Here is a 24,432-nt window from a genome sequence, read left to right on the forward strand (position 1 = left end):
ATGAAACAGACTTTCTTTTCCCTTTTTCCAGTAAAACCAGCTCGGACGGGCAATGAAACAGACTTTCTTTTCCCTTTTTCCAGTAAAACCAGCTCACATGGGCAATGAAACAGACTTTCTTTTCCCTTTTTCCAGTAAAACCAGCTCACATGGGCAATGAAACAGACTTTCTTTTCCCTTTTTTCAGTAAAACCAGCTCGCACGGGCAATGAAACAGACTTTCTTTTCCCTTTTTCCAGTAAAACCAGCTCACATGGGCAATGAAACAGACTTTCTTTCCCCTTTTTCCAGTAAAACCAGCTCGCACGGGCAATGAAACTGAGTCAATAGCCCCGCCCCGATTGGTAACAGTTTAGGCTATAAAATCATTAAAAGTGTCTCCAATGTACACAACTTCTATTTAAAATAATCCTTTTCCAAAGTCTCAATCATTTTTAAGCTCATATCTGCCCATTCTGAAGGAGTTTCGTTTAGCTCTTTTTTCATTACTTCAATTGCTTCTTTTAAGGATGTTTGATACTCCGGAACATCTTCCTCAAAATGTTTAACCATCTGTTTCGGAATATTTGCCTGCTCCCTGAAGGCAAGTGCACGCCTTTCATGAAAAACGAGAACATCCGCACTCTTCGGATTGTGCAAATCCCCTTGCATCGGATGCTTCTTAACCGCAAGGACTCTTACTAAAAAATGCTGCGGCCGTTCCTCTGTGATCTCGCCGATATATTTTCCTGTTTTATAAATCGCGGTAACACGATCCCCTATTCTGAAATTTTCCAAAATAAACCCTCCCCGCTCTTTCCTATCTATCATTTTAAAAGAATTAAAAACAAAGTGCAAAATCTGTAGATTTCGGTTAAATTAAAAAAGTGGAGGGATGATAATGAAAAAGAGTTTAAAAATATGGACCGCATTGCTTATCATGATGCTTGTATTGGCCGGGTGCGGGACAAGTAATAACAAAAATGAATCTACATCCAAAAGCAGCACATCCAGCACGAAACAAAAGGAAGGGGACAAAAAAGTGTCAAACGCCGTCTATCCTCAGCTAACATCAGAGGTCTCTGAAAATGAAAGATTAGTCGAAATGGAGACTTCGATGGGAAATATAAAAATAAAATTATTTCCGGAGTATGCTCCTAAAGCGGTTGAAAATTTTGTGAAACACAGTGAGAAGGGCTATTATGATGGTCTGATTTTTCACCGTGTGATTAAGGATTTTATGATACAAGGCGGAGATCCGAACGGAAATGGAACGGGAGGAGAAAGCATCTATGGTGCACCATTTGAAGATGAATTCTCGAATAATCTCTTTAATCTGCGCGGTGCATTGTCAATGGCTAACTCAGGTTCGAATACAAATGGAAGCCAATTTTTTATTGTTCAAAATCCTAATCTAGATCCATCCATGAAAGAACAAATGGAGAAGATAGGGTATCCAAAGGAAATTTTAGCTGCCTATGAAAAAAATGGCGGAACTCCTTGGCTTGATCATCACCATACGGTTTTTGGACAGGTCATCCAGGGGATGGATATTGTTGATAAAATTGCCAATACCACTGTGGATGGCAAGGATAAACCAAAGAAAGATGTTGTCATTAAAAAAATTAACATCCTAAAATAACACTTGATTATAAAACTTGGTTGAAAGTATTTTTATTGCTATAATAATATGAATGGATTTCCTTGATGAAAAGGAGAAAGAAAATGTTTCAACCACATGTTTTGTCGTTGTTTTTATATTTTCCCAAAGATAAATCAGAATATATTCCAGCTGCCATCACGTTTCTTATCTTCTTTATCGGAGCTATTTTTGCAATGAAATTTATTATTGCTATTTCCAAACGTGAAGCTAAAAAAGCAAAAGAATTAGAAGACCGAATCATGAATCAACATAATCAGAAGGAACAGTAAATTCGCGCTGTTCCTTTTTTCAATAAATGAATACCTCTTAAACACAATGGAAATACTATCTACAAATTGTCTTTTGTGGAGGTATTAGATGAAGAAATATTGGCTGATCCTTCCTTTGCTTTTTCTTGCAGGATGTACCGATGAAAATCCTAAAAAGATTGATGTTCAAATGTATAATCCGGTCGGTGATTCCCTTGGGAAAATTACCTTATCTGAACAGGCAAGCGGAGTAAAGATGGATGTAAATTTAACTGGATTGACACCAGGGGTACATGCGATACATATTCACGATACAGGCAAATGTGAGGCTCCTGACTTCAAATCGGCGGGAGGTCATTTTAACCCGGATAATAAAAAACATGGACTTCTTAATCCAAATGGAGCCCATGCCGGTGATATTCCCAATTTAATTGTCGGTGATGACGGGTCGGTAAAAGCTTCGCTTATGGCACCAAATGTCTCACTAAAGGATGGAAAAAAATCGTTATTCACTAAAAAAGGTACTTCCATTGTCGTTCATGCAGGAAAAGATGACGGTATGACCCAACCGGCAGGGGACTCAGGAAAACGGGTTGCCTGCGGTGAAATTACAAAGGTTAAGAAGAAAAAGGGTCAAGGATCTCAAGATGAAAAATAATAAGTGAAGCGGCTTTCTCCTGCCTTGGAGAGGCCTTTTTTCATGCTTGAAGATTGCTTAAACTTGATTTCTGTTCCCTCTTTGCTGAAAATAAAAGTGGAGAATATAAAGAATTATAGGAGTGCACAGCCATGCGGAATAAATTATATTATCAAGACCCGTACATACAGGCTTTTTCATCTGCGATTTTGAAGCAAGAAAGGGATGTGGCAGGAAACTGGTATGTTGTTCTAGAAGAAACGGCTTTTTATCCAACCGGTGGCGGTCAGCCGCATGATATTGGCACAGTTGGAGGTAAAGCTGTAATAAATGTGGAAGAAATTGAAGGGGAAGTCCGCCATTATCTTGAAGAACCTTTAAAGGAATCGGATGGAAAATTCCAAGGAGTAATCGATTGGTCAAGAAGATTTGATCATATGCAGCAGCATGCGGGGCAGCATATTTTATCAGCTGCATTTGACCAGTTGTTTCATTATCAAACCGTGGGTTTCCATTTAGGGAAGGAAACGTTAACGATTGATATAGAAACGGAAACGTTAACAGGTGATGAGGTTGAAAAAACAGAGAAACTTGCCAATCAAATTATTTTAGAGAATCGGTCAATCGAAGTAAAATGGGTGACGGAAGATGAATTGTCCTCTTACCGGCTGCGTAAAGCAACGAAGGTGAAAGAGGATATTCGCCTTGTCATTATTCCCGAGTTCGATTACAATGCATGCGGCGGAACCCACCCAAAAGCAACGGGGGAAGTACAAGCCATCAAAATACTAGATTGGGAAAGGCAAAAGAAGAAAATCCGCGTTCAATTTGTCTGTGGGAATCGTGTTCTTCAGCAGCTGCACGAAAAGAATAAAATCCTGATGGACTTAACCAGACTCTTAAATGCTCCTGAAAAAGAAATGGGACAGGCCGTAATACGGCTTCTTGAAACTGGAAAAGGTCTTGAGAAGTCACTTGAACAGGCTCATGATCAGCTGTTGCATTATGAGGCAAGGGAGTTGCTTGCCAAATATAAAAATCAAACCATCGGTGAAGTCTATCAAAATCGTACAATTCAAGAGCTTCAAAAGCTGGCACGTTTGATTACAACCGAAAATGGAGATTCACTTGTCTACCTGTTGTCCGAAAATGAAAACCGCTTGCAAATGGTATGTGCTAGAGGTACTGCCAGGACGGAAAATATGAAAACCATTATTGGAAAAGGAATTTCCCTTATTAACGGAAAAGGCGGCGGCAGTGACTCCTTTGCCCAGGGTGGCGGGGAAATGAAAATTTCAGGGGAACAAATGCTGCAATACCTAGCTAATTCCTAATTAAATTGATATAAAAGGCAAATGATAGTAAACAGGAAGAAAAGAAGAAATTTCGTTAGAATTTTTTGCATAAAAGTTGTTTGAAATAAATTTTCTATTATAATTAGGGGTAAATGAAATTTTTTTCAACTACTGAAGGGATGAGTTTAATTTGAGGACACAGCAAGTAGGTGTAGTTGGCGTTGGTGTAATGGGAAGAAGCCTGGCGCTAAATTTTGAAAGTAAAGGTTTTTCTGTCTCCATTTACGATTTATCGGCCGAGAAAGTAAATGAAATACTTGATCAAAATTCAGGCAAAAACCTGTTTGGTACCACGGATATTAAAGAATTCGTTCAATCTCTTGAGATACCGCGCAAAATCCTATTAATGGTAAATGCCGGACCTATTACAGATAAAGCGATTGAGTCTCTCTTACCGTATCTGGATAAAGGCGATATCCTCATTGATGGAGGAAATAGCTTTTTCAAAGATACAATCCGTAGAAATTCCGATCTCGCCGAAAAAGGGATTCTGTTTATTGGCGCAGGCGTTTCCGGTGGGGAAGAAGGAGCACTTAAAGGCCCGGCCATTATGCCTAGCGGTCAAAAAGAAGCATATGATGCAGTAGGGCCGCTTTTAACGGCTATTTCTGCAAAGGTAAACGGGGAACCATGTTGTACATATATTGGTCCAAACGGGGCCGGGCATTACGTAAAGATGGTTCATAATGGTATCGAATATAGCGACATGCAGCTTATTTGTGAGTCCTATCATATCATGAAGGAGCTGCTTGGTTTATCTGCAGACGAACTCCATGAGGTATTTAAGGAGTGGAACGAAGGAGAACTGGACAGCTATTTAATTGAAATTACGGCAGATATTTTTTCGAAAAGGGATTCAGAAACTGGAAAGCCTCTTGTCGATGTCATTTTGGACACAGCTGGTCAAAAGGGAACTGGAAAGTGGACAAGTCAAAGTGCGCTTGATTTGGGAGTGCCGCTTTCGATTATCACAGAATCTGTTTTTTCTAGGTTCCTTTCTGCTTTGAAACAGGAACGTGTTAAGGCAAGCAAGATTCTAAGAGGTCCTGCAAAAGTTGAATTTTCTGGAGATAAAAAGCAATTTATTGAATTGATTCGAAAATCCCTGTATTTAAGTAAAATTGTTTCTTATGCCCAAGGATTTGCACAATATAGGGTGGCTTCCGATGAGTATGGCTGGGATTTAAAACCGGGAGAAATTGCCATGATTTTCCGCGGTGGCTGCATCATTCGCGCGGCATTCCTGCAAAATATCAAAGAAGCATATGACCGTAATCCAAATTTGGAAAACTTGTTATTGGATTCATACTTCGAATCAATCGTCGCTGATTATCAGGATGCTGCGAGAGAAGTTGTTTCCATTGCTATTAAGGCGGGTATACCGGTTCCAGGGCTCTCAGGCGCACTTGCCTATTATGACAGCTATCGCTCAGAAGTTCTTCCAGCGAACCTGCTTCAAGCACAGCGCGATTATTTTGGCGCTCATACCTACCAGAGAGTTGATAAAGAAGGTACTTTCCATACAGAATGGCTAGCAAAATAGAAAGAAAAAAGCCAGGCAGATTTATTTCTAAATTTGCCTGGCTTTTTATTGTGGAGAAAAAAACGTATACTAAAGGTAACAAATGGAGGGGTGAGTTCAATGGGGATTTTTGATGGAATCATGGGGAATGCATCGGAAGTGAACCCGGCAGAATTACAAAGGGAATATGCGAGAGTCCTTGCACCAAATGAAAAAATTGAAAAAGCGTATAAATTAATAAGGGATTTATTTATTTTTACAAATAAACGTCTGATTTTAGTGGATAAACAAGGGTTAACCGGGAAAAAAACTGAATACCATTCCATTCCATATAAAAGCATTACCCATTTTAGTATTGAAACAGCAGGTAATTTTGATTTAGATGCTGAATTAAAAATATGGGTTTCTGGAAATGCGCTTCCGCTGCAAAAACAATTTAATAAGAACTTAAATATCTATGAACTTCAAAATGTTCTGGCAGAATATGTACTTAAATAGGGGAGTATAGGTGATAAAAATATGGAGAATAGCCAGCTTCAAACGAATTTAAAATTTGTCGATTTATTAAATGTATGGGACCCTTTTCAATTAAAAGAGGGGAATTATGATACAGAGATTGCCGATACGATCCAGGCAATTCATGAATTGGATCATCCGTCAGCACTTGCGGAAAAAATTCAAAGCATTTACGAGTTTTCTTTTGAAAAAATCATTCCCATCGACCGCTGTCTTGAAATGGCTACGAAACTGTTAGTCATTAAAAACAGTAACTCATGCACAATTTAAAGCAAAAAAAGAGGACATTCTTAAAAAGATTGTCCACTTCAAAAAGGGGGAATACTAGAAAGCCTTATAAAATAAGGATTTCCAGTTTCCTCTTTTTTAAACACAAAATGGCAAAAAATAAAAAAAGCGGTAATAAACCGCTTTTTATTAGCTAACATGTACTCAAATGTTTCTACAATCCTTGATCAATAGTTGAGGAGTGCGTATGAAACGCTTGGTCTAATAGCTCTGATGCAGGAATATCTAATACGGTTGATAGCTTTAAAATCGTCTGTCTGCTTGGAACTTGCTCTCCGGATTCGTATTTTTCAATCGTAGATAATCCTACTCTAACCTTTTGCGCCAATTCTTGCTGTGTCATATTTTGCATTTCACGGCAGTTTTTAATGGTTTGGCCGATTGATGTCATACTGTTCACCTCTCCTAAAAAAAATTTCTTTTATATATTTTATCATAAAATATTAATAATACCGATAATGAATTTGAACATTGTGTTAATTTTTAAAATATTTCTAGTGAACTTTATTGCCTTTTTGATTTAATCCCCTCATTGTGATATAATTATTTATTGCATATATTGGGGTATAAAATAAATTTGATTTAGGAGTGTTTTCATGTCGGAAAGAATCGAAACAGGCAGTATATTAACAGGTAAGGTAACAGGGATTCAGCCTTATGGTGCATTCGTGGCACTGGAGGAAAATACACAAGGTCTTGTGCACATTTCTGAAATCACGCATGGTTATGTAAAAGATATTAATGACCATCTTAAGGTTGGAGATGAAGTAAAGGTTAAAGTTTTATCTATAGACGAAGAAGCAGGTAAAATTGGTTTATCGATTCGTGCTACGGAAGAAGCTCCTGCTCAGCAGGCAGTAAAGCCGGTTAAAAAACCGCGTAAGCGCCAAGCGGCTGCAATTGTTCCGGATACTGAAGGAATGCAAGGATTTAATACTTTAAAAGATAAGCTTCAAGAGTGGATCGATCAATCACAACGGGAAGATGTAATAAAAAAATAATTTCCAGTAAGACCTAGATTTCAGGATTTAGGTCTTTTTTTATTTAACAAAATCTAGAAAAAATCTTTTTGGATATTGGGTCATTCTTTTTCGCTGCACGGCTACAATAATATTAGTACATATTTCATCATTGAAATGGAGGAAAGCTTTATGGCAGTAGAAAATACAAATAAGTTAATAGAGCAAACAGAGAGATATGGTGCCCATAATTATCATCCGTTACCAATTGTCATTTCGCGAGCAGAAGGGGTATGGGTGGAAGATCCTGAAGGCAATAAATATATGGATATGCTTAGTGCCTACTCGGCCGTTAACCAAGGACATCGTCATCCCAAGATTATTCAGGCTTTAAAGGATCAAGCAGATCGGGTGACCTTAACATCACGGGCCTTCCATAATGACCAGTTAGGGCCTTGGTATGAAAAAATTTGTAACTTAACGAAAAAAGAAATGGCTCTTCCAATGAATACTGGAGCAGAAGCAGTTGAAACAGCTTTTAAAGCAGCACGCCGCTGGGGGTATGATGTAAAAGGAATTCCGGAAAACCAGGCGGAGATTATCGGCTGTAATGGGAATTTTCACGGCAGAACGATGACAGCTGTTTCTTTGTCATCAGATCCAGAGTACCAAAGAGGTTTCGGACCCATGCTTCCGGGGATAAAGCTAGTCCCATATGGTGATTTAGAGGCATTAAAAGCAGCGATTACCCCTAATACTGCGGCCTTTTTAATTGAACCGATTCAGGGAGAGGCTGGAATTGTTATCCCTCCGGAAGGCTTTATAAAAGCGGCATTTGACCTTTGTAAAGAAAACAATGTTCTTTTTATTGCCGATGAGATTCAGGCAGGTTTGGCACGTACGGGGAAAATGTGTGCATGTGAATGGGAAAACATTGAACCGGACGTATATATATTAGGTAAAGCATTAGGCGGAGGGGTAATGCCCATTTCGTGTATTTGTGCCAATAAAGACATATTGGGTGTGTTTAATCCTGGTTCACACGGTTCTACCTTTGGAGGAAATCCGCTTGCCTGTGCCGTTTCGATTGCCTCACTTGATGTATTGGTAGATGAAAAGCTTGCTGATAAATCCCAGGAGCTTGGTGAGTATTTTATCAGTAAACTAAAGGAAATAAACAATCCAAAAATGAAAGATGTTCGCGGACGCGGTTTGTTTATTGGGGTGGAATTAACCGAACCAGCACGTAAATATTGTGAAGAGTTAAAGGAGCAAGGTCTTCTTTGTAAAGAAACTCATGACACAGTCATTCGATTTGCACCACCGCTTGTGATTACGAAAGAAGAATTAGATTGGGCAATTGAGAGAATTCAAAAGGTGCTGGGATAGACGTGTATCAAATTCTAAAAAAAGTAAAATCCTTGCTGAATATGCACGGATTTTACTTTTCTTGTTTTAGTTCAGCTCCAAGCACTTCCGCTTATCTTTTTACGGTGTTTCTGTCTCAGGAGACTTTTCAAATTGTTCATTTGTTTTAAACAGCAGACCGAGATTTAAGAGTCCGGCTACACCAACTAACCCATAGATGATCCGAGCGAGTGCCGTATTTTGACCGCCAAATATGGTAGCCACAAGATCAAATTGAAAAAAACCAATTAATCCCCAGTTTATCGCACCAATGATTGTAAGTACTAATGCAATCCGCTGTAGAGAACTCATAATAGACTCCTCCTTATTTATTTTAGGAACTACTAATAGAGTGAAACCATTTCCATATTAATATGCACTTTTTGTCATAAAACAAAAAACTAGTTTTTTTGCAATTAATATCATAATAATAAATATTGGAGAAGGAAAAGGAGTGGAGATTTTTGGAGAATTTTGCTTTTTGGAATCCAACCAAACTGATTTTTGGAAAAGGGCAGCTTGATCAATTAAAAAACAAAGTTCCGAACTATGGTCATAAGGTTTTACTTGTATATGGAGGCGGAAGTATTAAACGGAGCGGTCTTTATAATCAAGTAATAGACCTATTAAAAGAACTAAATTGTGAGGTTTTCGAGCTTCCGGGTGTGGAACCGAACCCTCGTTTATCAACGGCTCGAAAAGGAGTAGAAATTTGTAAGCAGGAAGGAATTGAATTTCTATTAGCCGTTGGCGGTGGGAGTGTGATTGATTGCACAAAGCTGATAGCTGCCGGAGCAAAATATGAAGGGGATGTCTGGGATTTAGTGACTAAAAAAGCCCTTGCAGCGGATGCTCTTCCATTCGGGACAGTTTTAACACTTGCAGCAACTGGTTCTGAAATGAACTCTGGTTCCGTTATCACGAACTGGGAAACAAAGGAGAAATATGGTTGGGGAAGTCCTGCAACATTCCCGAAATTTTCAATTTTGGATCCAGTTCATACATTTACAGTCCCAAAAAATCAAACCGTTTATGGAATTGTTGATATAATGTCACATACTCTAGAGCATTATTTCCATTTGGAAGAAAATACAGATTTTCAGGACCGCATGTGCGAGTCATTATTAATCACGGTCATGGAAACAGCGCCTAAATTACTGGCCGACCTTGAAAACTATGAATACAGAGCAACAGTTCTCTACTGTGGAACAATGGCATTAAACGGTATCCTTAATATGGGCTACCGTGGGGATTGGGCCACCCATAATCTGGAACATGCTGTTTCAGCTGTATATGATATTCCTCATGGCGGCGGACTTGCTATTCTTTTCCCTAATTGGATGAAACATAACCTTAATGTTAAGCCTGAACGTTTTAAACAGCTTGCAGTTAGGGTTTTTGGTGTGAACCCTGAAGGAAAGAGTGCTGAAGAGGCAGGGTTGGAAGGAATCGAAAAACTGCGTGATTTCTGGAACAGCATCGGGGCACCGTCACGTCTGGCAGATTACCAAATTGATGACAGCAAAATCGACCTGATGGCGGACAAAGCGATGGTATTTGGTGATTTTGGTAACTTTAAAAAGTTAAATAGGGAAGATACCTTAGTGATTTATCGTGCCTCTTTATAAGTAACAATAGCCCAGACATCCGATTGTCTGGGTTTAAAAACTTGTCGAAATTGGACGCGCTTACATACTGTGCCTTGTCTTGATTATCATGCCGGCATTCGTTAAAGTGGTTATTGAAAATAAAATTACTGGAGGATCCTACATATGACACACGTCCGCTTTGATTATTCAAAAGCATTAACCTTCTTTGGGGAACATGAACTTACATATTTACGTGATGCAGTGAAAGTGGCTCACCATTCTCTTCATGAAAAAACAGGTGCAGGCAGTGATTTTTTAGGGTGGATTGACCTTCCAACAGATTACGATAAAGATGAATTTTCCCGAATCCAGAAAGCAGCAGAAAAAATTAAATCGGATTCAGATGTTTTACTTGTGATTGGGATTGGCGGTTCTTACCTTGGAGCACGTGCAGCGATTGAGATGTTAAATCATAGCTTTTACAATGCACTTCCAAAAGAAAAACGAACCACTCCTCAAATTATTTTTGTCGGAAATAATATCAGTTCTACTTATATAAAAGATCTTATGGACTTGCTAGAGGGCAAAGACTTTTCAATCAATGTGATCTCTAAATCTGGTACAACGACAGAACCGGCGATTGCTTTCCGGATTTTCCGTAAGCTTCTTGAGGAAAAATACGGCAATGAAGCGGCACGCAATAGAATTTTTGCAACCACTGACAAGGCAAGAGGTGCGTTGAAAACATTATCCAATGAAGAAGGCTATGAAACGTTTGTGATTCCGGATGATGTCGGCGGGCGTTATTCTGTATTAACAGCGGTTGGTCTTTTACCGATTGCGGTTAGCGGTGCAAACATTGAAAAAATGATGGAGGGTGCTCGGCAGGCGCAGGAAGACTTTAGCCATTCTGAAATTGAAGATAATGCAGCCTATCAGTATGCTGCCGTAAGAAATGCTCTTTATAACAAAGGCAAAACGATAGAAATGCTCATCAACTATGAGCCGGGACTTCAATATTTTTCTGAATGGTGGAAGCAGTTATTCGGTGAGAGTGAAGGCAAAGACCAAAAAGGAATTTTCCCATCTTCTGCGAATTTTTCAACTGATTTGCATTCTCTTGGACAATATGTTCAGGAAGGGCGCCGCGATTTATTTGAAACGGTTATTAAGGTGGAACAACCGCGTCACGAATTGACGATTGAAAAAGCAGATAACGATTTGGATGGTCTAAACTATCTTGCTGGTCAAACGGTTGATTTTGTGAATAACAAAGCTTTTGAAGGAACTATGCTTGCGCATACAGACGGCGGCGTGCCAAACTTAATCGTTACCATCCCAGCTCTTGATGAATATACATTTGGTTATCTCGTTTATTTCTTTGAAAAAGCTTGTGCGATGAGTGGCTATTTACTCGGCGTAAATCCATTTGACCAGCCGGGGGTTGAAGCATATAAAGTAAACATGTTTGCCTTACTAGGTAAGCCAGGCTTTGAAGAGAAAAAAACGGAGCTGGAAAAGCGTTTAAAATAACAAAAAGAGAGTGCTGAAAATAATCCGGCACTCTCTTTTTGTTTTGAATTTCTTTCGGTTGGAGAAACTATCATCATTGAAGACAAGGAGGTTTTATGATGATTGAGTTACCATCAAAGATTGAAGGTAAAAAGTTTGATTTGTATAAGCTGGAACAAAAATTGAAGCCAATCGGCTATACGATTGGCGGTAACTGGGATTATGATCACGGAGCATTTGATTATAAAATTGATGGTGAAGACGGATATGAATTTTTAAGATTACCGTTTCACGCCATCGACGGTCAGCTGGATGCGAATAATTGTATGGTTGAACTGGGAAGACCGTTCCTTTTATCCCATGAATATCAATCAGACATTGATCAACGAGTGGATGCGGCTGGTGCTTTTAATCAGTTTCAGGAACCTGTGGATGAAGATGCAAGTTTCCCTACTCAATTTATCGATAATGGCAAAGCGCTTGTCCAAGAATTAGAATCGGTTTTAATATCAGAGTAGACTTTATTTAATGGTTAACAACAAATCATCTTTTTCTATTTTAATGGAGTGGGAAGGATTTAAAATAGCATCTTCCCCTCTTTTTATCCCAATTAAGATATTTCCTTCTTTTAAATGATTATGACATATCTCTAAGAAGGTTATCCCTATTTCATTTTCATTTACCGTGTTGGCGGTTAATCTGCTCTCTTGTAATTGGTGAACGAAATCTGACAAAAGGCCATCCCCGTTAGAATGGAGACTGTTTATCATAAAAACACTGGTTAATTTATTCGATTGAATGACTTCATCCGCTCCTGCTCTAAGTGCATTTACCACTTGTTCTGCAGTTAAGATTTCCACAATACATTTTACCTTTGAACATAATCCTTTAATGGTTAGTAAGGTTAAAATACTGTTCATATCAGCTTGAAGTTCATCATTTCCCCGATCGGCTGTTATCAAAACCTTCTCCGCTACCGTTATATTACTTTTTGTAATCGTTTCGTCAACATGCCCTTTGCCTTGAATAAAGTGGACAAATTTTGAATGGACGGGATTTGCTTCAAGGGTTTCGTCAATCAAAACGATCATTTGTGGAGAGTTTGAACGGGTAATTTTATTAATCAGCTCTCTTGACCTTTCATTCCAGCCAATAATGATAACATGGTCTTCCCCTTTAAATTCAATTTTTCCTTCCAACAAGGCATCCTGTTTTGTCACAGCAGCTGCTGCTAAGGTTCCAAAATAAGAGGAAATGATACCGGCTCCAAGCAAAATGAGAATTAATGCGATAAACCTGCCCAAAAGGGAATGTGGAACATAATCTCCATACCCCACCGTTGTACCAGTAATAATCGCCCACCAAATACCATCAAATATAGTTGGGAAGGTTCTGGGTTCGATAAAATGTATAAAAATTCCAAATAGTAGAAACACTAGTAAGGCAATGAGTAGGATTCGAATTAAGAGAGGTAATCTTAAAAAACTGATATAAACACGGTTTGGCATGTTCTCACCCCGATACTCGATTCTTCTCTCATTATTGACGTAAAGAAGGTTAGTCTAATCATGGATAGACAATTTTCTCTTGCTGTTATGTCACAAAAGATTTAGCTTTTTTTTTGTTGATTCCACTTGTAAACGTTTCTAAAATCGAATAAATTATGAATAATAGTATGCAAAAAGAATCAGCATGAAATGGGGTCAGAGGGAATGAATATTACCGTAAACGCACTATTGTCCAATATTGAAAAAACAAGACTAGAAATGATTCTATTAGCTCATCAGTTTGGATATTCGAATCCCCATGTTGTCCAATGCAGTCAAAAACTCGACCTTTTGCTTAATGATTATAGTAAAAAGGTAAATATAAATTAAAAAACACCTTCCGGCTCACCGGAAGGTGTTTTTTATCTTTCTTGCAAAATGAAAAGTTTTCCAACGATAAGATAGGGATAATTTTCTACTAGAATGCAAAATTTAACTATAATCAAAAATTTTGAGGTGTATCAGGTGTTTAGTGAAACGAAGAAAGAGCAAAAGCTGATTTTTTTTGCTTTGTTGGTTCTGGCCCTTTATTTATCACCGCTCTTTATTCTACAGGAAAATGCCCATATCCGTGTTCACGATAATTTAGATTCAAATTTAGCATGGTATAAGGTGCTGGCTAAAAGCGGAGAAATGTTTGGTCCGGTAAATGGAATGATTCCTCAAATTATTAATGGAGTACCAAGAAATACATTCGGGACAGAGTTTAGTTTGATTGTCTGGCTATATGCACTTTTTCCAACGATGATTGCCTATGGAATCAGCCAAGCCATTACTAGAGTCGTTGCTTTTTTTGGAATGTATTTGCTTCTAAAGAAACATCTTCTGCCGGGGGATCACTGGAGGTTTTATCAGGTAAGTGCTGCCCTAGCTTTCGCCCTAACCCCGTTTTGGCCATCGGGAATGTTAAGTACGTTAGGAATGCCTCTTGCCCTTTGGGCGTTTCTCAATATCCGTAAGGGCAGCGGAACAGGAAAAGATTATGTAACCCTGACATTACTTCCCTTATATTCAAGCATCGTTCTAGGGTTTTTCTTTTTTTTAAGTGCAATGGGAATTTTTTGGCTTGTTGATGTGACAAGAGGGAAAGGCTGGAATCTAAGATTTTTATTTTCGATCCTGTATATGACATTCATTTACATGATAGTGGAATACCGCTTAGTTTATTCCTTTTTATTCGGATCTGAAGCAAATAGCCGGGACGAATACTTCCATGCCCATTTGCCTTTATGGCGGGCGATTCGACTAACATTCAAAAACTATGTGTTGGGGCATACCCATGTCATGACCGTACATACTCTCTTTATCCTCCCGGCGACGTTTATTGCGATGTATTTTGTTTATAAGAAAAAAATATGGAAACAAGAAAAGATCTATGTATTTTTATTTGTTTTAAATTTTTTATTGTCACTTTGGTATGCCTTTTGGTTTTATGAGGGTTGGCTCCCCTTTACAAAGAGGTTTCATTTCATGGATACGTTTAACTTTGCCCGCTACCATTTCCTCCGGCCGCTGGTCATTTATGCAAGTTTTGCTCTTGCCTTAAAAATTATTTCGCTTCAGGGGAAAAGCTGGGCTAAAACCGCAAAAGGGTTTATCGTTCTGCAGCTGTTATTTTTGGGGTTATTTAACGATGAAATTATTTACCATCAAAAACCGACAATGAAAGAATTTTATGCTGAGGACCTGTTCAAGGAAGTAAAAAACTACATTGGCTTACCACAGGAGGAATACAGGGTTGCCAGTATTGGAATTCACCCGGCTGTGTCACAATACAATGGTTTTTACACACTAGATACGTATAATAATTTTTATCCGTTAGCTTATAAACATCAGTTTCGGAAAATAATTGAAAAAGAATTAGCAAAAAATAAAACAGTTGGTAATTATTTTGATAAATGGGGCGGACGCTGTTATCTATTCACAGCCCAGCTTGGAAAAAGGTACATGATCAAAAAAGATTCAAAAAGGCATTTAAAGAATTTACAGCTAAATACCGCCGTATTTAACCAAATGGGTGGCCAATATATTTTTTCAGCCTTACCAATTGATAATGCAGAGGAAAATCAACTGAACCTTGAAAAGGTTTTTAAGTCAAAAACCTCAGCATGGAAAATTTATTTGTATAAGACAATAGAGACATCGGAGGTAATGACTAGATGATTGAACCAAACCTTACGATTGTGGTTCCTTGCTATAACGAGGAAGAAATCCTGCCTGAAACGATTTTCGCATTGAAGCAGCTTTTAGAAAGCTTGAAAGCGGAAAAGCTTGTTTCATCTTTCAGCAAAATCCTCTTTGTCGATGATGGCAGTAAGGATCGCACCTGGGAAATCATTTATAAAGAGGGATTGAAAAATGAAGATGTCCGCGGCGTTAAGCTATCTAGAAACGCCGGCCATCAAAATGCTTTATTAGCGGGCCTTTTTACGGCGAAGGAAACGTCCGATTGCCTGATTACAATTGATGCTGATCTCCAGGATGATATTCAAGTGATCCGGGATTTCGTCAAAAAATATCATGAAGGCTGTGAGATTGTTTACGGGGTTCGGAAGGGAAGGGATACTGATACGATTTTTAAAAGAAGTACGGCCCAGGGATTTTACAAGGTAATGAAAAAAATGGGTGTTGATTTAATCTATAATCATGCCGATTTCCGTTTAATGAGTAAGAGGGCAGTAGAGGAACTGGAACGCTTTAAAGAGGTGAATTTATTTTTAAGGGGAATTGTTCCACTGCTGGGTTTCCGTTCCGATGTTGTTTATTATGACCGGAAGGAACGTCTTGCTGGTGAAACAAAGTATCCATTGAAAAAGATGATTGCCTTTGCCCTTGACGGAATTACTTCTTTCTCTGTGTCCCCGATTCGATTTGTCTTGTTTATAGGATTTATTTCTTTTTTTATGAGTCTGTTATTTGGGGGTTATTTTTTAATCCTTAAGTTTTCAGGGAATACGCAAACAGGATGGACCTCTCTGATTACTTCTATTTGGCTGATTGGCGGTTTGCAACTTATTGCGATTGGCCTGATTGGAGAGTATGTGGGGAAAATTTATAAAGAATCAAAGCAGCGCCCAAAATATATTATTGATATTGATTCGTTTAACCTGCCGATTTCGAGATACCATTTACTGAATCGAACCATTGAAGATGACATTTTTAAAAGAGAGCTAAAAAAAGTTACTGAAAATAACTAAGTAAAAAACGAGTTTTTCTGGAAACGGGAAAACTCGTTTTTTGGTGGTACAAACCATCCTTCCTGAATAAAAATGAGTAGACAGGCTTATTTTTAGGCGGGGAGAGAGAGGAATGAATATATTTCTAAGCTACATTTTGTTGGGACTGTCACTTGCTGCACCAATTGGTCCTATTAATGCAGCACAAATGGACAGGGGCATTCGGAGCGGTTTTATGCATGCCTGGTTAATCGGGGTGGGGGCCGTTGTAGCAGATGGGGTTTATATGCTTATTGTTTACATAGGAGTGGTTCAGTTTCTTGAAACACCAATCGTAAAAGCTTTTCTGTGGCTCTTTGGCTGTTTTGTCCTGATTTATACTGGCATTGAAAGTATGATAAAAGCTGGTACGGTAAATTTGGCGTATACAAGGAAAAAAGAACCCTTAATTAAATCTTTTTTCTCAGGTTTTTTCATGTCTATTTCCAATCCGTTAACGATTTTATTTTGGTTGGGGATTTATGGTTCTGTCCTGGCAAAAACAGCGACCACATCTAATAGCGCGGAATTAATTATTTATAGTGCTGCGATATTTATTGGACTTTTATTGTGGGATATTACAATGGCGGGGGTTTCCAGCAGCTTTCGTAATTTTTTAACTTCCCGGCTTTTAGTAATGATTTCTTTTTTCTCCGGACTTTCCTTGATTGGTTTCGGCTTTTACTTTGGGATACAGGCGTATCAACTTTTATTTTGATCCGGAAATAGCCAGACCTTTGGTTCTGGCTATTTTTATGAGCTGCCTGTATTCAAAAATTGTATTAAATCTCTCTGCCTGTTGCACCGACCGATTTATCGGTATCTTCCTGGCTATTATATTCCGGGTCATTAACCCCAGGCCTTTGTCTTTTCTCGCTCCCCAAATAACTTGCCCGATGTTTTTGCTGAATTTTATTAAATTCGTTCCAGTTTTCATTTACCATTTGATTCCCTCTTTTCTTGGCTCCGTTATATTTTTTAAGATACTCGCACTAAGGAATCTTATTCAACTATTCCATGGAAACGCCTTTAGGTTTTTGTTGGAATTAAAATTTCATTACATAAACAATGGCGAAATCATCGAAAATAAATAAGAAAAGTGGAAGCCTTTTTGAAAGGGGTTTGAGCCGTGCTGTCGACTGAAAAGTTAGCGGATTTACGATTGCAATTGTTAAAGGAAAAAAACGAAGTGGAAAATAATTTGAAGCAAAATGACCATTTTGGTTTGGAACGAGGGTTTTATCACGAATCCATGGGGGAATTATCTAGCTACGATAACCATCCTGCTGACGAGGGAACAGATTTATATGAGCGTGAAAAGGATATTGCCTTAAAAGAGCACTATGAATTGCAATTAAGCAATATTAACCATGCATTAGAAGCAATGGAAAATGGGACATACGGGAAATGTGAGGTCTGCGGCAAGGAAATACCGATTGAACGATTAGAAGCATTACCAAACACCACCTATTGTAAGGAACATAGTCCGGATCAATTTGTTTCCCATGAACGGCCAATCGAAGAAGGAGTGCTAATGCCGCCATGGGGGAAATTTGATATGGACGATAAGAATGAAGATGTTGCTTTTGATGCGGAAGACTCTTGGCAGGAAGTTGCCTCTTGGGGGACCTCAGAAACACCGTCGGATTTAGTGTATCCACAAGATAGTTACAATGATATTTATATTGAAGCTGATGAAAATATTGGCTATGTGGAGGATTATGAGAATTTTATCGGTAACGATATGTATGGTAAAAACATTACGGTTTACCCTAATCCGCAGCATGAACATTACGAGGCTGCACTTGATGAGGAAGGAATCATGACCAGCTTCGGTGACCTTCCGGCATTTGAACATGATGCGTATGTAGATAACAATAACAAAAACGAAAGAAATATTTAATTCGGATGCCAGATAAAGAAAACTCGCCGACTGGCGAGCCCCTAAGGGCGAAGAAAGAGGCGTAGTTGCACTTATGCCTGATAGGAAAGTTATACTTTCCTATCGGCCAATAAAAAGAAAACAGCTTTCACATATGAGAGCTGTTTTTCTCTAAGTTTACTCTTGTTCGTTTACATCGTTTGTTTCAATGACACCCTCCATATAGGTATCACTTACCTGCTCATGGGTGGTTGCGAGACCAGAGGACAAGGCATCATTTTTTTGATAATCACTTGCATCAAAGTTGCGTCCTGCAATTTCAGTGCTCTCGTTTTGATTTTTTTTAGTCATTAGAAACACTCCTTTATGAAGATTTAATACAGAGGTATTTTCTACTTATTAGCTCAGATTTACTCTTATTTATTTAAGGAGTTGAAAATCATGCATGAAAAAAGCTCATTTCCTTCAAGAGAAGAATTGGATCAAGCTTTTCATTTTCTTCAGGATGAAATCACCAGAATTTCGGTAGCCGAAGAAGTTGAAATGGCGAAACAGAAAAATAAAGGGCAGGTTGAACAATAAATTGTTGAATTTGTCCAACTATGGTTCAAGGGGGCAAGACTTTTTCTCTAGACCCATCCAGGAAAAGTTTGGTATGATTTCAGGAGAATTTTTTGAGGTGGTTGACGATGGATATGAGAGAAGCTCTTGCTAAAAAAATAGCCTGGATTAGTGTCATTAGTAATATTGTCCTGACAGTGGGGAAAATTTTCATCGGATGGCTCGGGCATAGTGATGCCGTGTTTGCCGATGGGATTCACTCTGCTGCTGATGTATTTGCTTCCATCATTGTTTTATTGGTCATAAAAATTGCCAATAAGCCGGCCGATAAAGAACATCCGTATGGACATGGTAAAGCAGAGGTTATTGTTTCCGAGATTATTGGAATTTTGTTGTTCGTTGTAGCCTTATATGTGGTTTATGAAGGAATCAGCGGCTTCTTCCACGAGGTTCAAACACCTAGTTATTTAGCGATGTGGGTAGCGGTCTTTTCTTTTTTTGCAAAAATAATTCTATACCGTTCATCCTTAAAGGTAGCAGAGAAGCATAGGAGTAAGGCAATTGAAGCGATTGCATTTGATCATAAGGCTGATATTGTTGCTTCCATTGCAGCAGCCATCGGGGTTCTTGTTTCCATTATCGGTGTGAAATTTGATATTCATTTTTTACTTTACGGCGATAAGGTGGCCAGTATTTTTGTTGCTTATTTAATTTTTAAAATTGCTAAAGAAATGATAACAGAGGCATTTGACATTTTACTCGAGAGGAATATTGACAGTGAAATTCTTCAGGAATATATCTCGATTATTTCCGAATTTCCCGATGTAAGACGGATTGACCGTATTCGTGCGAGAGAACATGGACACTATATATTGGTTGATTTGCGGATTTCGATTGACCATTTTAAAACGATTAAAGAGGGTCACGATCTTTCTCATTCGATTAAGCAAAAATTGATGGACCATTTTGATAATATTAAGGAAGTGCTGATTCATTTAAACCCCTATTTTCCTAAAGAAAAATAAAACCAAAAAACTGCTTTGTACTTTTCCAGTTTAGGGGTTATGATAAGATAGGAAATTAAAAAGTTAAAGGAGTTGATATTTTTGAGTTATTCCATAGACCCGGACCCAAGTAGGCGAGGGGAAGTCAATGTGATCTTTGAATTGATTGAATTGGTTTCTACAAGAATATCAGCTCGGGAAAAGGTTGTTGGCTTCCTCAAAAACGAGCAGTGAGGAGGTTTTGACATGTTGGAGATTTTCAAAAGTACAGAAACAAAGGTTTTAGAAAAAGTAGATGTTGTATCAAAAGGCTGCTGGATTAATATGTACGCCCCAACAGCTGAAGAAATAAACCGGATTGCAAATGATGCTCAAGTCGATGTCGATATCATTAAGGATGCCCTGGATGATGAAGAACGTCCGAGGATTGAGCGGGATAATGGTCAAGTGTATATTATCGTAGACTTTCCCTATATTGTTCATGATGATACCGGCCTGGCTGTTTATGAAACGATTCCAATTGGGATTATTTTAACAGACGATTGTGTCATCACCGTGTCCTTAAAGGATACACCGATTTTAGAAGAATTTAGAAAAAATAGAGTAAAAGAGTTCTTTACGTTTAAAAAGACCCGTTTTGCCCTGCAAATTTTATTTATCATTTCATCTTATTACCTACGTTATTTAAAACAAATCAATAAGAAAACAAATGAAATTGAACGTGAAGTACATCAATCATTGAAAAATAAAGAATTATATGCGTTTCTGGCGTTAGAGAAAAGTTTGGTTTACTTTACCACTTCATTAAAATCAAATAAGGTTGTCCTTGATAAAATTCTTCGTTTTAATTATCTAAAAATGTATGATGAAGATAAGGATTTACTTGAAGATGTCATCATTGAAAAAACACAGGCGATTGAAATGGCCGAAACGTATCGTTCCATCTTGAGTGGGATGATGAATGCTTTTGCTTCGATCATTTCGAATAACCTAAACATTGTCATGAAGTTTTTAACATCGATTACGATTATTCTTTCATTCCCGACGATGGTCGCGAGCTTTTATGGGATGAACGTCGATATTCCGTTCCAGCACGCCACCCACTCGTATGCCATTCCATTGATTATTTCGGCCTTTTTAACGAGTTGTACGGCATTCATTTTTTGGAAAAAGAAATATTTCTAGATTACCAGTCTTTTTAGGAAGGCTGGTTTTTTTGAGCCTTTTTTTGGGAGAATAGGCTGATTATATTGAATTAATATTCTGAATAGTTTAAAGAAGCAGCGGTGTGCTGTAAATAGAAGGGGTGAGGTGTTGCGGGTGAAAAAGAGAAGATTAATTGGTTCAGCAGTCCTTAGCTTGGTAATGGGAGTTTCCATGTTTGCCACAGCCGCTTTTGGGCAGCAAACGAACAGCCAAAGCCTGGATTCCTACCGGGTTTTAATTAAAGGATCGGCTTCTGAAAAAGCAAAGGCAAAAGACAGCTACGGAAAGCGTTGGGATTTTGGCAGCAAAGGATTTACTACTACGGTTAATGAGCATCAGTATCAGGCGTTATTGAAAAATAAAAACTTAACGATTGAAAAAGTTCCGGAAATTCAGGTGGAGAAAATAGTGGACCAAAAGGCTAGACGGGGTGGAACAGCCAGCAGTGTTCCAAGTGATGCGACACCATGGGGAATTCAGGCAATCTATAATGACCCTGCTATTTTAAAAACGTCTGGCGGCGGTGGAATTAAAGTGGCTGTTTTGGATACGGGGGTTTTGAAAACGCATAAGGATTTAGCTGCTAATGTCGAACAATGTAAAGATTTTTCCCAAAGGAAAACCTCATTAGTTGAGGGAAGCTGTGCGGACGGTAATGGGCATGGTACTCATGTATCGGGAACCGTTTTGGCTAATGGCGGAAGTGATGGTACGGGAATTTACGGAGTCGCCCCGGAAGCGATGCTTTGGTCCTATAAGGTATTGAACGATCGCGGCTCAGGGTACTCGGATGATATTGCAGCCGCGATTAGGAAGGTTGCAGATGAATCTGTTCGAACCGGTTCCCATGTGATTATTTCAATGTCACTAGGCTCCAGCACAAAGGACTCACTTATTTCAAGTGCCGTTGATTATGCATATGGTAAGGATGTTCTTATCGTTGCTGCAGCAGGAAATAGTGGGCCTGGTACCAACACAATTGGTTACCCGGGTGCATTAGTCAACGTGGTGGCGGTCGCTGCTCTAGAAAATGTTCAAGCTAATGGAACCTACCGTGTTGCTGACTTTTCATCCCGCGGGAATCCGGAAACAGATGGTGATTATGTCATTCAAGAACGTGATGTTGAAGTCTCTGCACCGGGAAGAGCGATTGAGTCTACTTGGAATGATGGCACCTATAACACGATTAGCGGCACATCAATGGCGACACCGCATGTATCCGGTCTTGCCGCAAAAATTTGGAGTGCAAATCCTTCATGGTCCAATACTCAGCTTCGGCAAGAACTTCAAAATAGAGCAAAATCTAATGATATTTTAGGCGGCTCTGGCGCCGCAACAGGCGATGACTATGCAGCAGGATTTGGTTTTCCACGAGTAAAATAAATCTTCTTGTATATAATAGGAAAAATAAAAATACAAGAGGAGGACGACTAAAATGAAAGAAAAAGAACCCCAATTTCAAAGCAGCGAAGAAATAAACCAGCTAGCAAAAGGCCTATACGGACTAGACCCAGAAATGACCCTGCTATCCGTCAACTTTGCAACAACAGAAAATCCTCTATTGAACGAACATTATCAAGAGGATCCAAAAGAAGATTAATTCGACAAAATCCGGGCGGTGCACTGTCACCACCCGGATTTTGTCGGAAGTAGAGAAAAATGTCCAAAAATATTGTCGATAATATTTTGAATTTTCTAGATGTTTTTGGTTGATTACTAGTTTTTAACAATGATACTATTAAACTCGAGATTGAAAGCGTATACAAAATGCTTGCAATCTTAGAATCTTTTACATAGGGAGGAAATACATTTGAGTCAAGTAACAGTCAGTCTTAAAGAAAAGGTAGAAAAATTTCTATTAGGGAAAAAGAAACTGTATATTGATGGTCAATTTATTGAAAGTCTCTCTCAAAAAACATTCGATACGTATAATCCTGCTACTGGTGAAGTCCTCGCAGCGGTTTTTGAAGCCGGTCCGGAGGATATTGATCGTGCAGTTAAGGCAGCCCGCAAGGCATTTGATGAAGGTCCATGGTCAAAAATGAGTGCAGCCGAACGCAGCCGCCTCATGTATAAATTAGCAGATTTAATGGAGCAAAATAAAGAAGAGCTTGCCCAATTAGAAACACTTGATAACGGAAAACCAATTCGTGAGACCTCAAATGCCGATATCCCGCTTGCGGTTGAGCATATGCGCTATTATGCCGGCTGGTCAACGAAAATCGTTGGACAAACTATTCCGGTAAACGGACCATTTTTAAACTATACACGCCATGAAGCTGTTGGCGTCGTCGGACAGATTATTCCTTGGAACTTCCCGCTATTAATGGCGATGTGGAAGCTCGGTGCAGCGCTTGCGACTGGATGTACAGTTGTATTAAAGCCGGCTGAACAGACTCCACTGTCTGTTTTATACTTAGCTGAATTGATTCAAGAAGCTGGATTCCCGGCAGGGGTCATCAATATTGTTCCTGGCTTTGGTGAAACAGCCGGCCAGCCGCTTGTTGATCATCCTCTTGTGGATAAAATTGCTTTTACAGGTTCGACTGAAATCGGAAAGTCGATCATGGAGCGTGCAGCTAAATCTCTTAAGCGGGTAACCCTTGAGCTTGGCGGCAAATCACCAAACATTATTTTACCGGATGCGGACTTAACCAAAGCTATTCCTGGTGCCTTAAATGGAGTCATGTTCAACCAAGGCCAAGTTTGCTGTGCTGGATCCCGCGTATTTATTCAAAAGAAACAATTTGACAATGTTGTTGCTGATATGGTCAGCCACGCCCAAAAAATTAAACAGGGCGCCGGTATGCATGCTGACACGGAAATCGGACCGCTCGTTTCGGATGAACAGCAGAAACGCGTTCTCGGGTATATTGAAAAAGGCGTAAATGAAGGCGCAGAATTATTGGTTGGCGGTGATAAGCCGTTTGAACAGGGCTACTTTGTTTCTCCAACGATTTTTGCGGATGTCCGCGATGAAATGACCATTGCCAAAGAGGAAATTTTTGGACCAGTCATTTCCGCTATGCCATATGAGGATCTGGATGAATTGATTAATCGCGCTAATAATAGCGAATACGGCCTAGCGGCTGGTGTCTGGACGAAGGATGTAGCCAAAGCCCACTATATTGCCGGTCGTCTTCGCGCAGGTACTGTTTGGGTAAACTGCTACAATGCCTTTGATGCTGCATCACCGTTCGGAGGCTACAAACAATCCGGAATTGGCCGTGAAATGGGTTCCTATGCATTGAACAACTATACGGAAGTTAAGAGCGTTTGGGTTTCGTTAAAATAATGGGCTGACTATTATGCTAGTAAAAGCGTTTATTCGTTTTTGCTAGC

29 protein-coding genes are annotated in these 24,432 nt (G+C 39.0%); 23 read left to right on the plus strand and 6 right to left on the minus strand.

Going from position 1 to position 24,432, the window contains the following annotated elements; all coding sequences use genetic code 11:
• Positions 1-396 precede the first annotated feature (396 nt).
• Positions 397-780 carry a kinase-associated lipoprotein KapB gene (kapB, locus tag J2Y67_RS14720; RefSeq protein WP_396954083.1) on the minus strand — a complete coding sequence of 128 codons (384 nt, stop codon included), beginning with the start codon at positions 778-780 and terminating at the stop codon, positions 397-399.
• Positions 781-880: 100 nt separating this feature from the next.
• Here kapB and J2Y67_RS14725 point away from each other — a divergent pair, with 100 nt between their 5' ends.
• The 7 genes from J2Y67_RS14725 to J2Y67_RS14755 all read left to right on the plus strand — a co-directional run bounded on the left by J2Y67_RS14725 (position 881) and on the right by J2Y67_RS14755 (position 6,190).
• Positions 881-1,621: a peptidylprolyl isomerase gene (locus J2Y67_RS14725; protein WP_310175275.1), complete on the plus strand. Its 741-nt coding sequence runs from the start codon at positions 881-883 to the stop codon at positions 1,619-1,621.
• A gap of 83 nt (positions 1,622-1,704) precedes the next feature.
• Positions 1,705-1,911, plus strand: a complete 207-nt coding sequence (locus J2Y67_RS14730; RefSeq protein ID WP_310175277.1) for a hypothetical protein — start codon at positions 1,705-1,707, stop codon at positions 1,909-1,911.
• A gap of 88 nt (positions 1,912-1,999) precedes the next feature.
• Complete coding sequence (locus J2Y67_RS14735; RefSeq protein ID WP_310175279.1) at positions 2,000-2,548, plus strand: superoxide dismutase family protein; 549 nt, start codon at positions 2,000-2,002, stop codon at positions 2,546-2,548.
• A 131-nt stretch (positions 2,549-2,679) separates the two neighbouring features.
• Positions 2,680-3,861 carry an alanyl-tRNA editing protein gene (locus tag J2Y67_RS14740; protein ID WP_310175281.1) on the plus strand — a complete coding sequence of 394 codons (1,182 nt, stop codon included), beginning with the start codon at positions 2,680-2,682 and terminating at the stop codon, positions 3,859-3,861.
• Positions 3,862-4,012: 151 nt separating this feature from the next.
• Positions 4,013-5,425 carry an NADP-dependent phosphogluconate dehydrogenase gene (gndA, locus tag J2Y67_RS14745; protein WP_310175283.1) on the plus strand — a complete coding sequence of 471 codons (1,413 nt, stop codon included), beginning with the start codon at positions 4,013-4,015 and terminating at the stop codon, positions 5,423-5,425.
• A 99-nt stretch (positions 5,426-5,524) separates the two neighbouring features.
• Entirely contained in the window at positions 5,525-5,902 is a 378-nt protein-coding gene (locus J2Y67_RS14750) for a PH domain-containing protein (protein ID WP_310175285.1), read from the plus strand.
• A gap of 21 nt (positions 5,903-5,923) precedes the next feature.
• Entirely contained in the window at positions 5,924-6,190 is a 267-nt protein-coding gene (locus J2Y67_RS14755; RefSeq protein WP_310175287.1) for a DUF1871 family protein, read from the plus strand.
• 172 nt (positions 6,191-6,362) lie between these two features.
• On the opposite strand, the gene J2Y67_RS14760 is transcribed toward J2Y67_RS14755, so the two are convergent.
• Complete coding sequence (locus tag J2Y67_RS14760) at positions 6,363-6,599, minus strand: helix-turn-helix domain-containing protein (protein WP_310175288.1); 237 nt, start codon at positions 6,597-6,599, stop codon at positions 6,363-6,365.
• A 205-nt stretch (positions 6,600-6,804) separates the two neighbouring features.
• On the opposite strand from J2Y67_RS14760, the gene yugI reads away from it, so the two are divergent.
• Together yugI and J2Y67_RS14770 are read left to right on the plus strand one after the other, a co-directional pair.
• On the plus strand, positions 6,805-7,209 hold the full coding sequence (gene yugI, locus J2Y67_RS14765; protein ID WP_310175290.1) for a S1 domain-containing post-transcriptional regulator GSP13: 405 nt from the start codon (positions 6,805-6,807) through the stop codon (positions 7,207-7,209).
• 150 nt (positions 7,210-7,359) lie between these two features.
• Positions 7,360-8,556, plus strand: coding sequence for an ornithine--oxo-acid transaminase (locus J2Y67_RS14770; protein ID WP_310175292.1), 1,197 nt, complete (start codon positions 7,360-7,362; stop codon positions 8,554-8,556).
• 99 nt (positions 8,557-8,655) lie between these two features.
• Here J2Y67_RS14770 and J2Y67_RS14775 read toward each other — a convergent pair whose 3' ends face one another.
• Positions 8,656-8,886, minus strand: a complete 231-nt coding sequence (locus tag J2Y67_RS14775) for a DUF378 domain-containing protein (RefSeq protein ID WP_310175294.1) — start codon at positions 8,884-8,886, stop codon at positions 8,656-8,658.
• Positions 8,887-9,038: 152 nt separating this feature from the next.
• Here J2Y67_RS14775 and J2Y67_RS14780 point away from each other — a divergent pair, with 152 nt between their 5' ends.
• From J2Y67_RS14780 to J2Y67_RS14790, 3 genes are all read left to right on the plus strand, one after another.
• Positions 9,039-10,202 carry an iron-containing alcohol dehydrogenase gene (locus J2Y67_RS14780; protein ID WP_310175295.1) on the plus strand — a complete coding sequence of 388 codons (1,164 nt, stop codon included), beginning with the start codon at positions 9,039-9,041 and terminating at the stop codon, positions 10,200-10,202.
• Between the two features lie 144 nt (positions 10,203-10,346).
• On the plus strand, positions 10,347-11,696 hold the full coding sequence (locus J2Y67_RS14785) for a glucose-6-phosphate isomerase (RefSeq protein ID WP_310175297.1): 1,350 nt from the start codon (positions 10,347-10,349) through the stop codon (positions 11,694-11,696).
• Between the two features lie 98 nt (positions 11,697-11,794).
• Positions 11,795-12,193, plus strand: a complete 399-nt coding sequence (locus J2Y67_RS14790) for a YugN-like family protein (RefSeq protein WP_310175299.1) — start codon at positions 11,795-11,797, stop codon at positions 12,191-12,193.
• Positions 12,194-12,196: 3 nt separating this feature from the next.
• On the opposite strand, the gene J2Y67_RS14795 is transcribed toward J2Y67_RS14790, so the two are convergent.
• Positions 12,197-13,183: a potassium channel family protein gene (locus J2Y67_RS14795; RefSeq protein ID WP_310175301.1), complete on the minus strand. Its 987-nt coding sequence runs from the start codon at positions 13,181-13,183 to the stop codon at positions 12,197-12,199.
• Positions 13,184-13,387: 204 nt separating this feature from the next.
• On the opposite strand from J2Y67_RS14795, the gene J2Y67_RS14800 reads away from it, so the two are divergent.
• The 4 genes from J2Y67_RS14800 (at position 13,388) to J2Y67_RS14815 (ending at position 17,155) form a co-directional block, all read left to right on the plus strand.
• Positions 13,388-13,552: an aspartyl-phosphate phosphatase Spo0E family protein gene (locus J2Y67_RS14800; protein ID WP_310175303.1), complete on the plus strand. Its 165-nt coding sequence runs from the start codon at positions 13,388-13,390 to the stop codon at positions 13,550-13,552.
• Between the two features lie 93 nt (positions 13,553-13,645).
• Positions 13,646-15,385: a DUF6044 family protein gene (locus tag J2Y67_RS14805; protein WP_310175304.1), complete on the plus strand. Its 1,740-nt coding sequence runs from the start codon at positions 13,646-13,648 to the stop codon at positions 15,383-15,385.
• Complete coding sequence (locus J2Y67_RS14810) at positions 15,382-16,419, plus strand: glycosyltransferase family 2 protein (protein ID WP_310175306.1); 1,038 nt, start codon at positions 15,382-15,384, stop codon at positions 16,417-16,419. The genes J2Y67_RS14805 and J2Y67_RS14810 overlap by 4 nt, the downstream gene beginning before the upstream one ends.
• A 112-nt stretch (positions 16,420-16,531) precedes the next feature.
• Positions 16,532-17,155: a LysE family transporter gene (locus J2Y67_RS14815; protein ID WP_310175308.1), complete on the plus strand. Its 624-nt coding sequence runs from the start codon at positions 16,532-16,534 to the stop codon at positions 17,153-17,155.
• Between the two features lie 64 nt (positions 17,156-17,219).
• On the opposite strand, the gene J2Y67_RS14820 is transcribed toward J2Y67_RS14815, so the two are convergent.
• The gene (locus tag J2Y67_RS14820) at positions 17,220-17,381 is read right to left on the minus strand and encodes a hypothetical protein (protein WP_310175309.1); all 162 of its coding nucleotides are present in this window, start codon (positions 17,379-17,381) and stop codon (positions 17,220-17,222) included.
• A gap of 185 nt (positions 17,382-17,566) precedes the next feature.
• Here J2Y67_RS14820 and J2Y67_RS14825 point away from each other — a divergent pair, with 185 nt between their 5' ends.
• Positions 17,567-18,340 (plus strand): yteA family sporulation protein, encoded by a 774-nt coding sequence (locus J2Y67_RS14825; protein WP_310175311.1) that lies wholly within the window; start codon positions 17,567-17,569, stop codon positions 18,338-18,340.
• A gap of 156 nt (positions 18,341-18,496) precedes the next feature.
• Here the strand turns inward: J2Y67_RS14825 and J2Y67_RS14830 are convergent, their stop codons facing one another.
• The gene (locus tag J2Y67_RS14830) at positions 18,497-18,670 is read right to left on the minus strand and encodes a YozQ family protein (RefSeq protein ID WP_310175313.1); all 174 of its coding nucleotides are present in this window, start codon (positions 18,668-18,670) and stop codon (positions 18,497-18,499) included.
• Positions 18,671-18,760: 90 nt separating this feature from the next.
• Between J2Y67_RS14830 and J2Y67_RS14835 the strand changes: the two genes are divergently transcribed.
• The 6 genes from J2Y67_RS14835 (at position 18,761) to J2Y67_RS14860 (ending at position 24,385) form a co-directional block, all read left to right on the plus strand.
• A complete protein-coding gene (locus tag J2Y67_RS14835; RefSeq protein WP_310175315.1) occupies positions 18,761-18,901 on the plus strand; it encodes a hypothetical protein in 141 nt (46 codons plus the stop codon).
• 107 nt (positions 18,902-19,008) lie between these two features.
• Complete coding sequence (locus J2Y67_RS14840) at positions 19,009-19,905, plus strand: cation diffusion facilitator family transporter (protein ID WP_310175317.1); 897 nt, start codon at positions 19,009-19,011, stop codon at positions 19,903-19,905.
• A gap of 225 nt (positions 19,906-20,130) precedes the next feature.
• A complete protein-coding gene (locus J2Y67_RS14845) occupies positions 20,131-21,069 on the plus strand; it encodes a magnesium transporter CorA family protein (RefSeq protein WP_310175318.1) in 939 nt (312 codons plus the stop codon).
• A gap of 135 nt (positions 21,070-21,204) precedes the next feature.
• Positions 21,205-22,473, plus strand: coding sequence for a S8 family peptidase (locus J2Y67_RS14850; protein WP_310175320.1), 1,269 nt, complete (start codon positions 21,205-21,207; stop codon positions 22,471-22,473).
• Between the two features lie 52 nt (positions 22,474-22,525).
• Positions 22,526-22,690: a hypothetical protein gene (locus J2Y67_RS14855; protein ID WP_310175322.1), complete on the plus strand. Its 165-nt coding sequence runs from the start codon at positions 22,526-22,528 to the stop codon at positions 22,688-22,690.
• A gap of 210 nt (positions 22,691-22,900) precedes the next feature.
• Positions 22,901-24,385, plus strand: a complete 1,485-nt coding sequence (locus J2Y67_RS14860) for an aldehyde dehydrogenase family protein (protein WP_310175323.1) — start codon at positions 22,901-22,903, stop codon at positions 24,383-24,385.
• The last annotated feature ends 47 nt before the right edge of the window (positions 24,386-24,432 follow it).

The sequence above is a fragment of the Neobacillus niacini genome (assembly GCF_031456445.1).
Lineage (GTDB): Bacteria > Bacillota > Bacilli > Bacillales > Cytobacillaceae > Neobacillus > Neobacillus niacini_I.

Coding starts and splice junctions, on each gene's coding strand:
- J2Y67_RS14730 (WP_310175277.1), top strand. CDS start 1,705: ATGTTTCAACCACATGTTTTGTCGTTGTTTTTATATTTTCCCAAAGAT.
- J2Y67_RS14725 (WP_310175275.1), top strand. CDS start 881: ATGAAAAAGAGTTTAAAAATATGGACCGCATTGCTTATCATGATGCTT.
- J2Y67_RS14735 (WP_310175279.1), top strand. CDS start 2,000: ATGAAGAAATATTGGCTGATCCTTCCTTTGCTTTTTCTTGCAGGATGT.
- J2Y67_RS14790 (WP_310175299.1), top strand. CDS start 11,795: ATGATTGAGTTACCATCAAAGATTGAAGGTAAAAAGTTTGATTTGTAT.
- J2Y67_RS14800 (WP_310175303.1), top strand. CDS start 13,388: ATGAATATTACCGTAAACGCACTATTGTCCAATATTGAAAAAACAAGA.
- J2Y67_RS14820 (WP_310175309.1), bottom strand. CDS start 17,381: ATGGTAAATGAAAACTGGAACGAATTTAATAAAATTCAGCAAAAACAT.
- J2Y67_RS14740 (WP_310175281.1), top strand. CDS start 2,680: ATGCGGAATAAATTATATTATCAAGACCCGTACATACAGGCTTTTTCA.
- J2Y67_RS14760 (WP_310175288.1), bottom strand. CDS start 6,599: ATGACATCAATCGGCCAAACCATTAAAAACTGCCGTGAAATGCAAAAT.
- J2Y67_RS14840 (WP_310175317.1), top strand. CDS start 19,009: ATGGATATGAGAGAAGCTCTTGCTAAAAAAATAGCCTGGATTAGTGTC.
- J2Y67_RS14805 (WP_310175304.1), top strand. CDS start 13,646: ATGCAAAATTTAACTATAATCAAAAATTTTGAGGTGTATCAGGTGTTT.
- J2Y67_RS14845 (WP_310175318.1), top strand. CDS start 20,131: ATGTTGGAGATTTTCAAAAGTACAGAAACAAAGGTTTTAGAAAAAGTA.
- J2Y67_RS14855 (WP_310175322.1), top strand. CDS start 22,526: ATGAAAGAAAAAGAACCCCAATTTCAAAGCAGCGAAGAAATAAACCAG.
- J2Y67_RS14770 (WP_310175292.1), top strand. CDS start 7,360: ATGGCAGTAGAAAATACAAATAAGTTAATAGAGCAAACAGAGAGATAT.
- J2Y67_RS14810 (WP_310175306.1), top strand. CDS start 15,382: ATGATTGAACCAAACCTTACGATTGTGGTTCCTTGCTATAACGAGGAA.
- J2Y67_RS14830 (WP_310175313.1), bottom strand. CDS start 18,670: ATGACTAAAAAAAATCAAAACGAGAGCACTGAAATTGCAGGACGCAAC.
- J2Y67_RS14785 (WP_310175297.1), top strand. CDS start 10,347: ATGACACACGTCCGCTTTGATTATTCAAAAGCATTAACCTTCTTTGGG.
- yugI (WP_310175290.1), top strand. CDS start 6,805: ATGTCGGAAAGAATCGAAACAGGCAGTATATTAACAGGTAAGGTAACA.
- J2Y67_RS14775 (WP_310175294.1), bottom strand. CDS start 8,886: ATGAGTTCTCTACAGCGGATTGCATTAGTACTTACAATCATTGGTGCG.
- J2Y67_RS14795 (WP_310175301.1), bottom strand. CDS start 13,183: ATGCCAAACCGTGTTTATATCAGTTTTTTAAGATTACCTCTCTTAATT.
- J2Y67_RS14750 (WP_310175285.1), top strand. CDS start 5,525: ATGGGGATTTTTGATGGAATCATGGGGAATGCATCGGAAGTGAACCCG.
- J2Y67_RS14815 (WP_310175308.1), top strand. CDS start 16,532: ATGAATATATTTCTAAGCTACATTTTGTTGGGACTGTCACTTGCTGCA.
- J2Y67_RS14755 (WP_310175287.1), top strand. CDS start 5,924: ATGGAGAATAGCCAGCTTCAAACGAATTTAAAATTTGTCGATTTATTA.
- J2Y67_RS14835 (WP_310175315.1), top strand. CDS start 18,761: ATGCATGAAAAAAGCTCATTTCCTTCAAGAGAAGAATTGGATCAAGCT.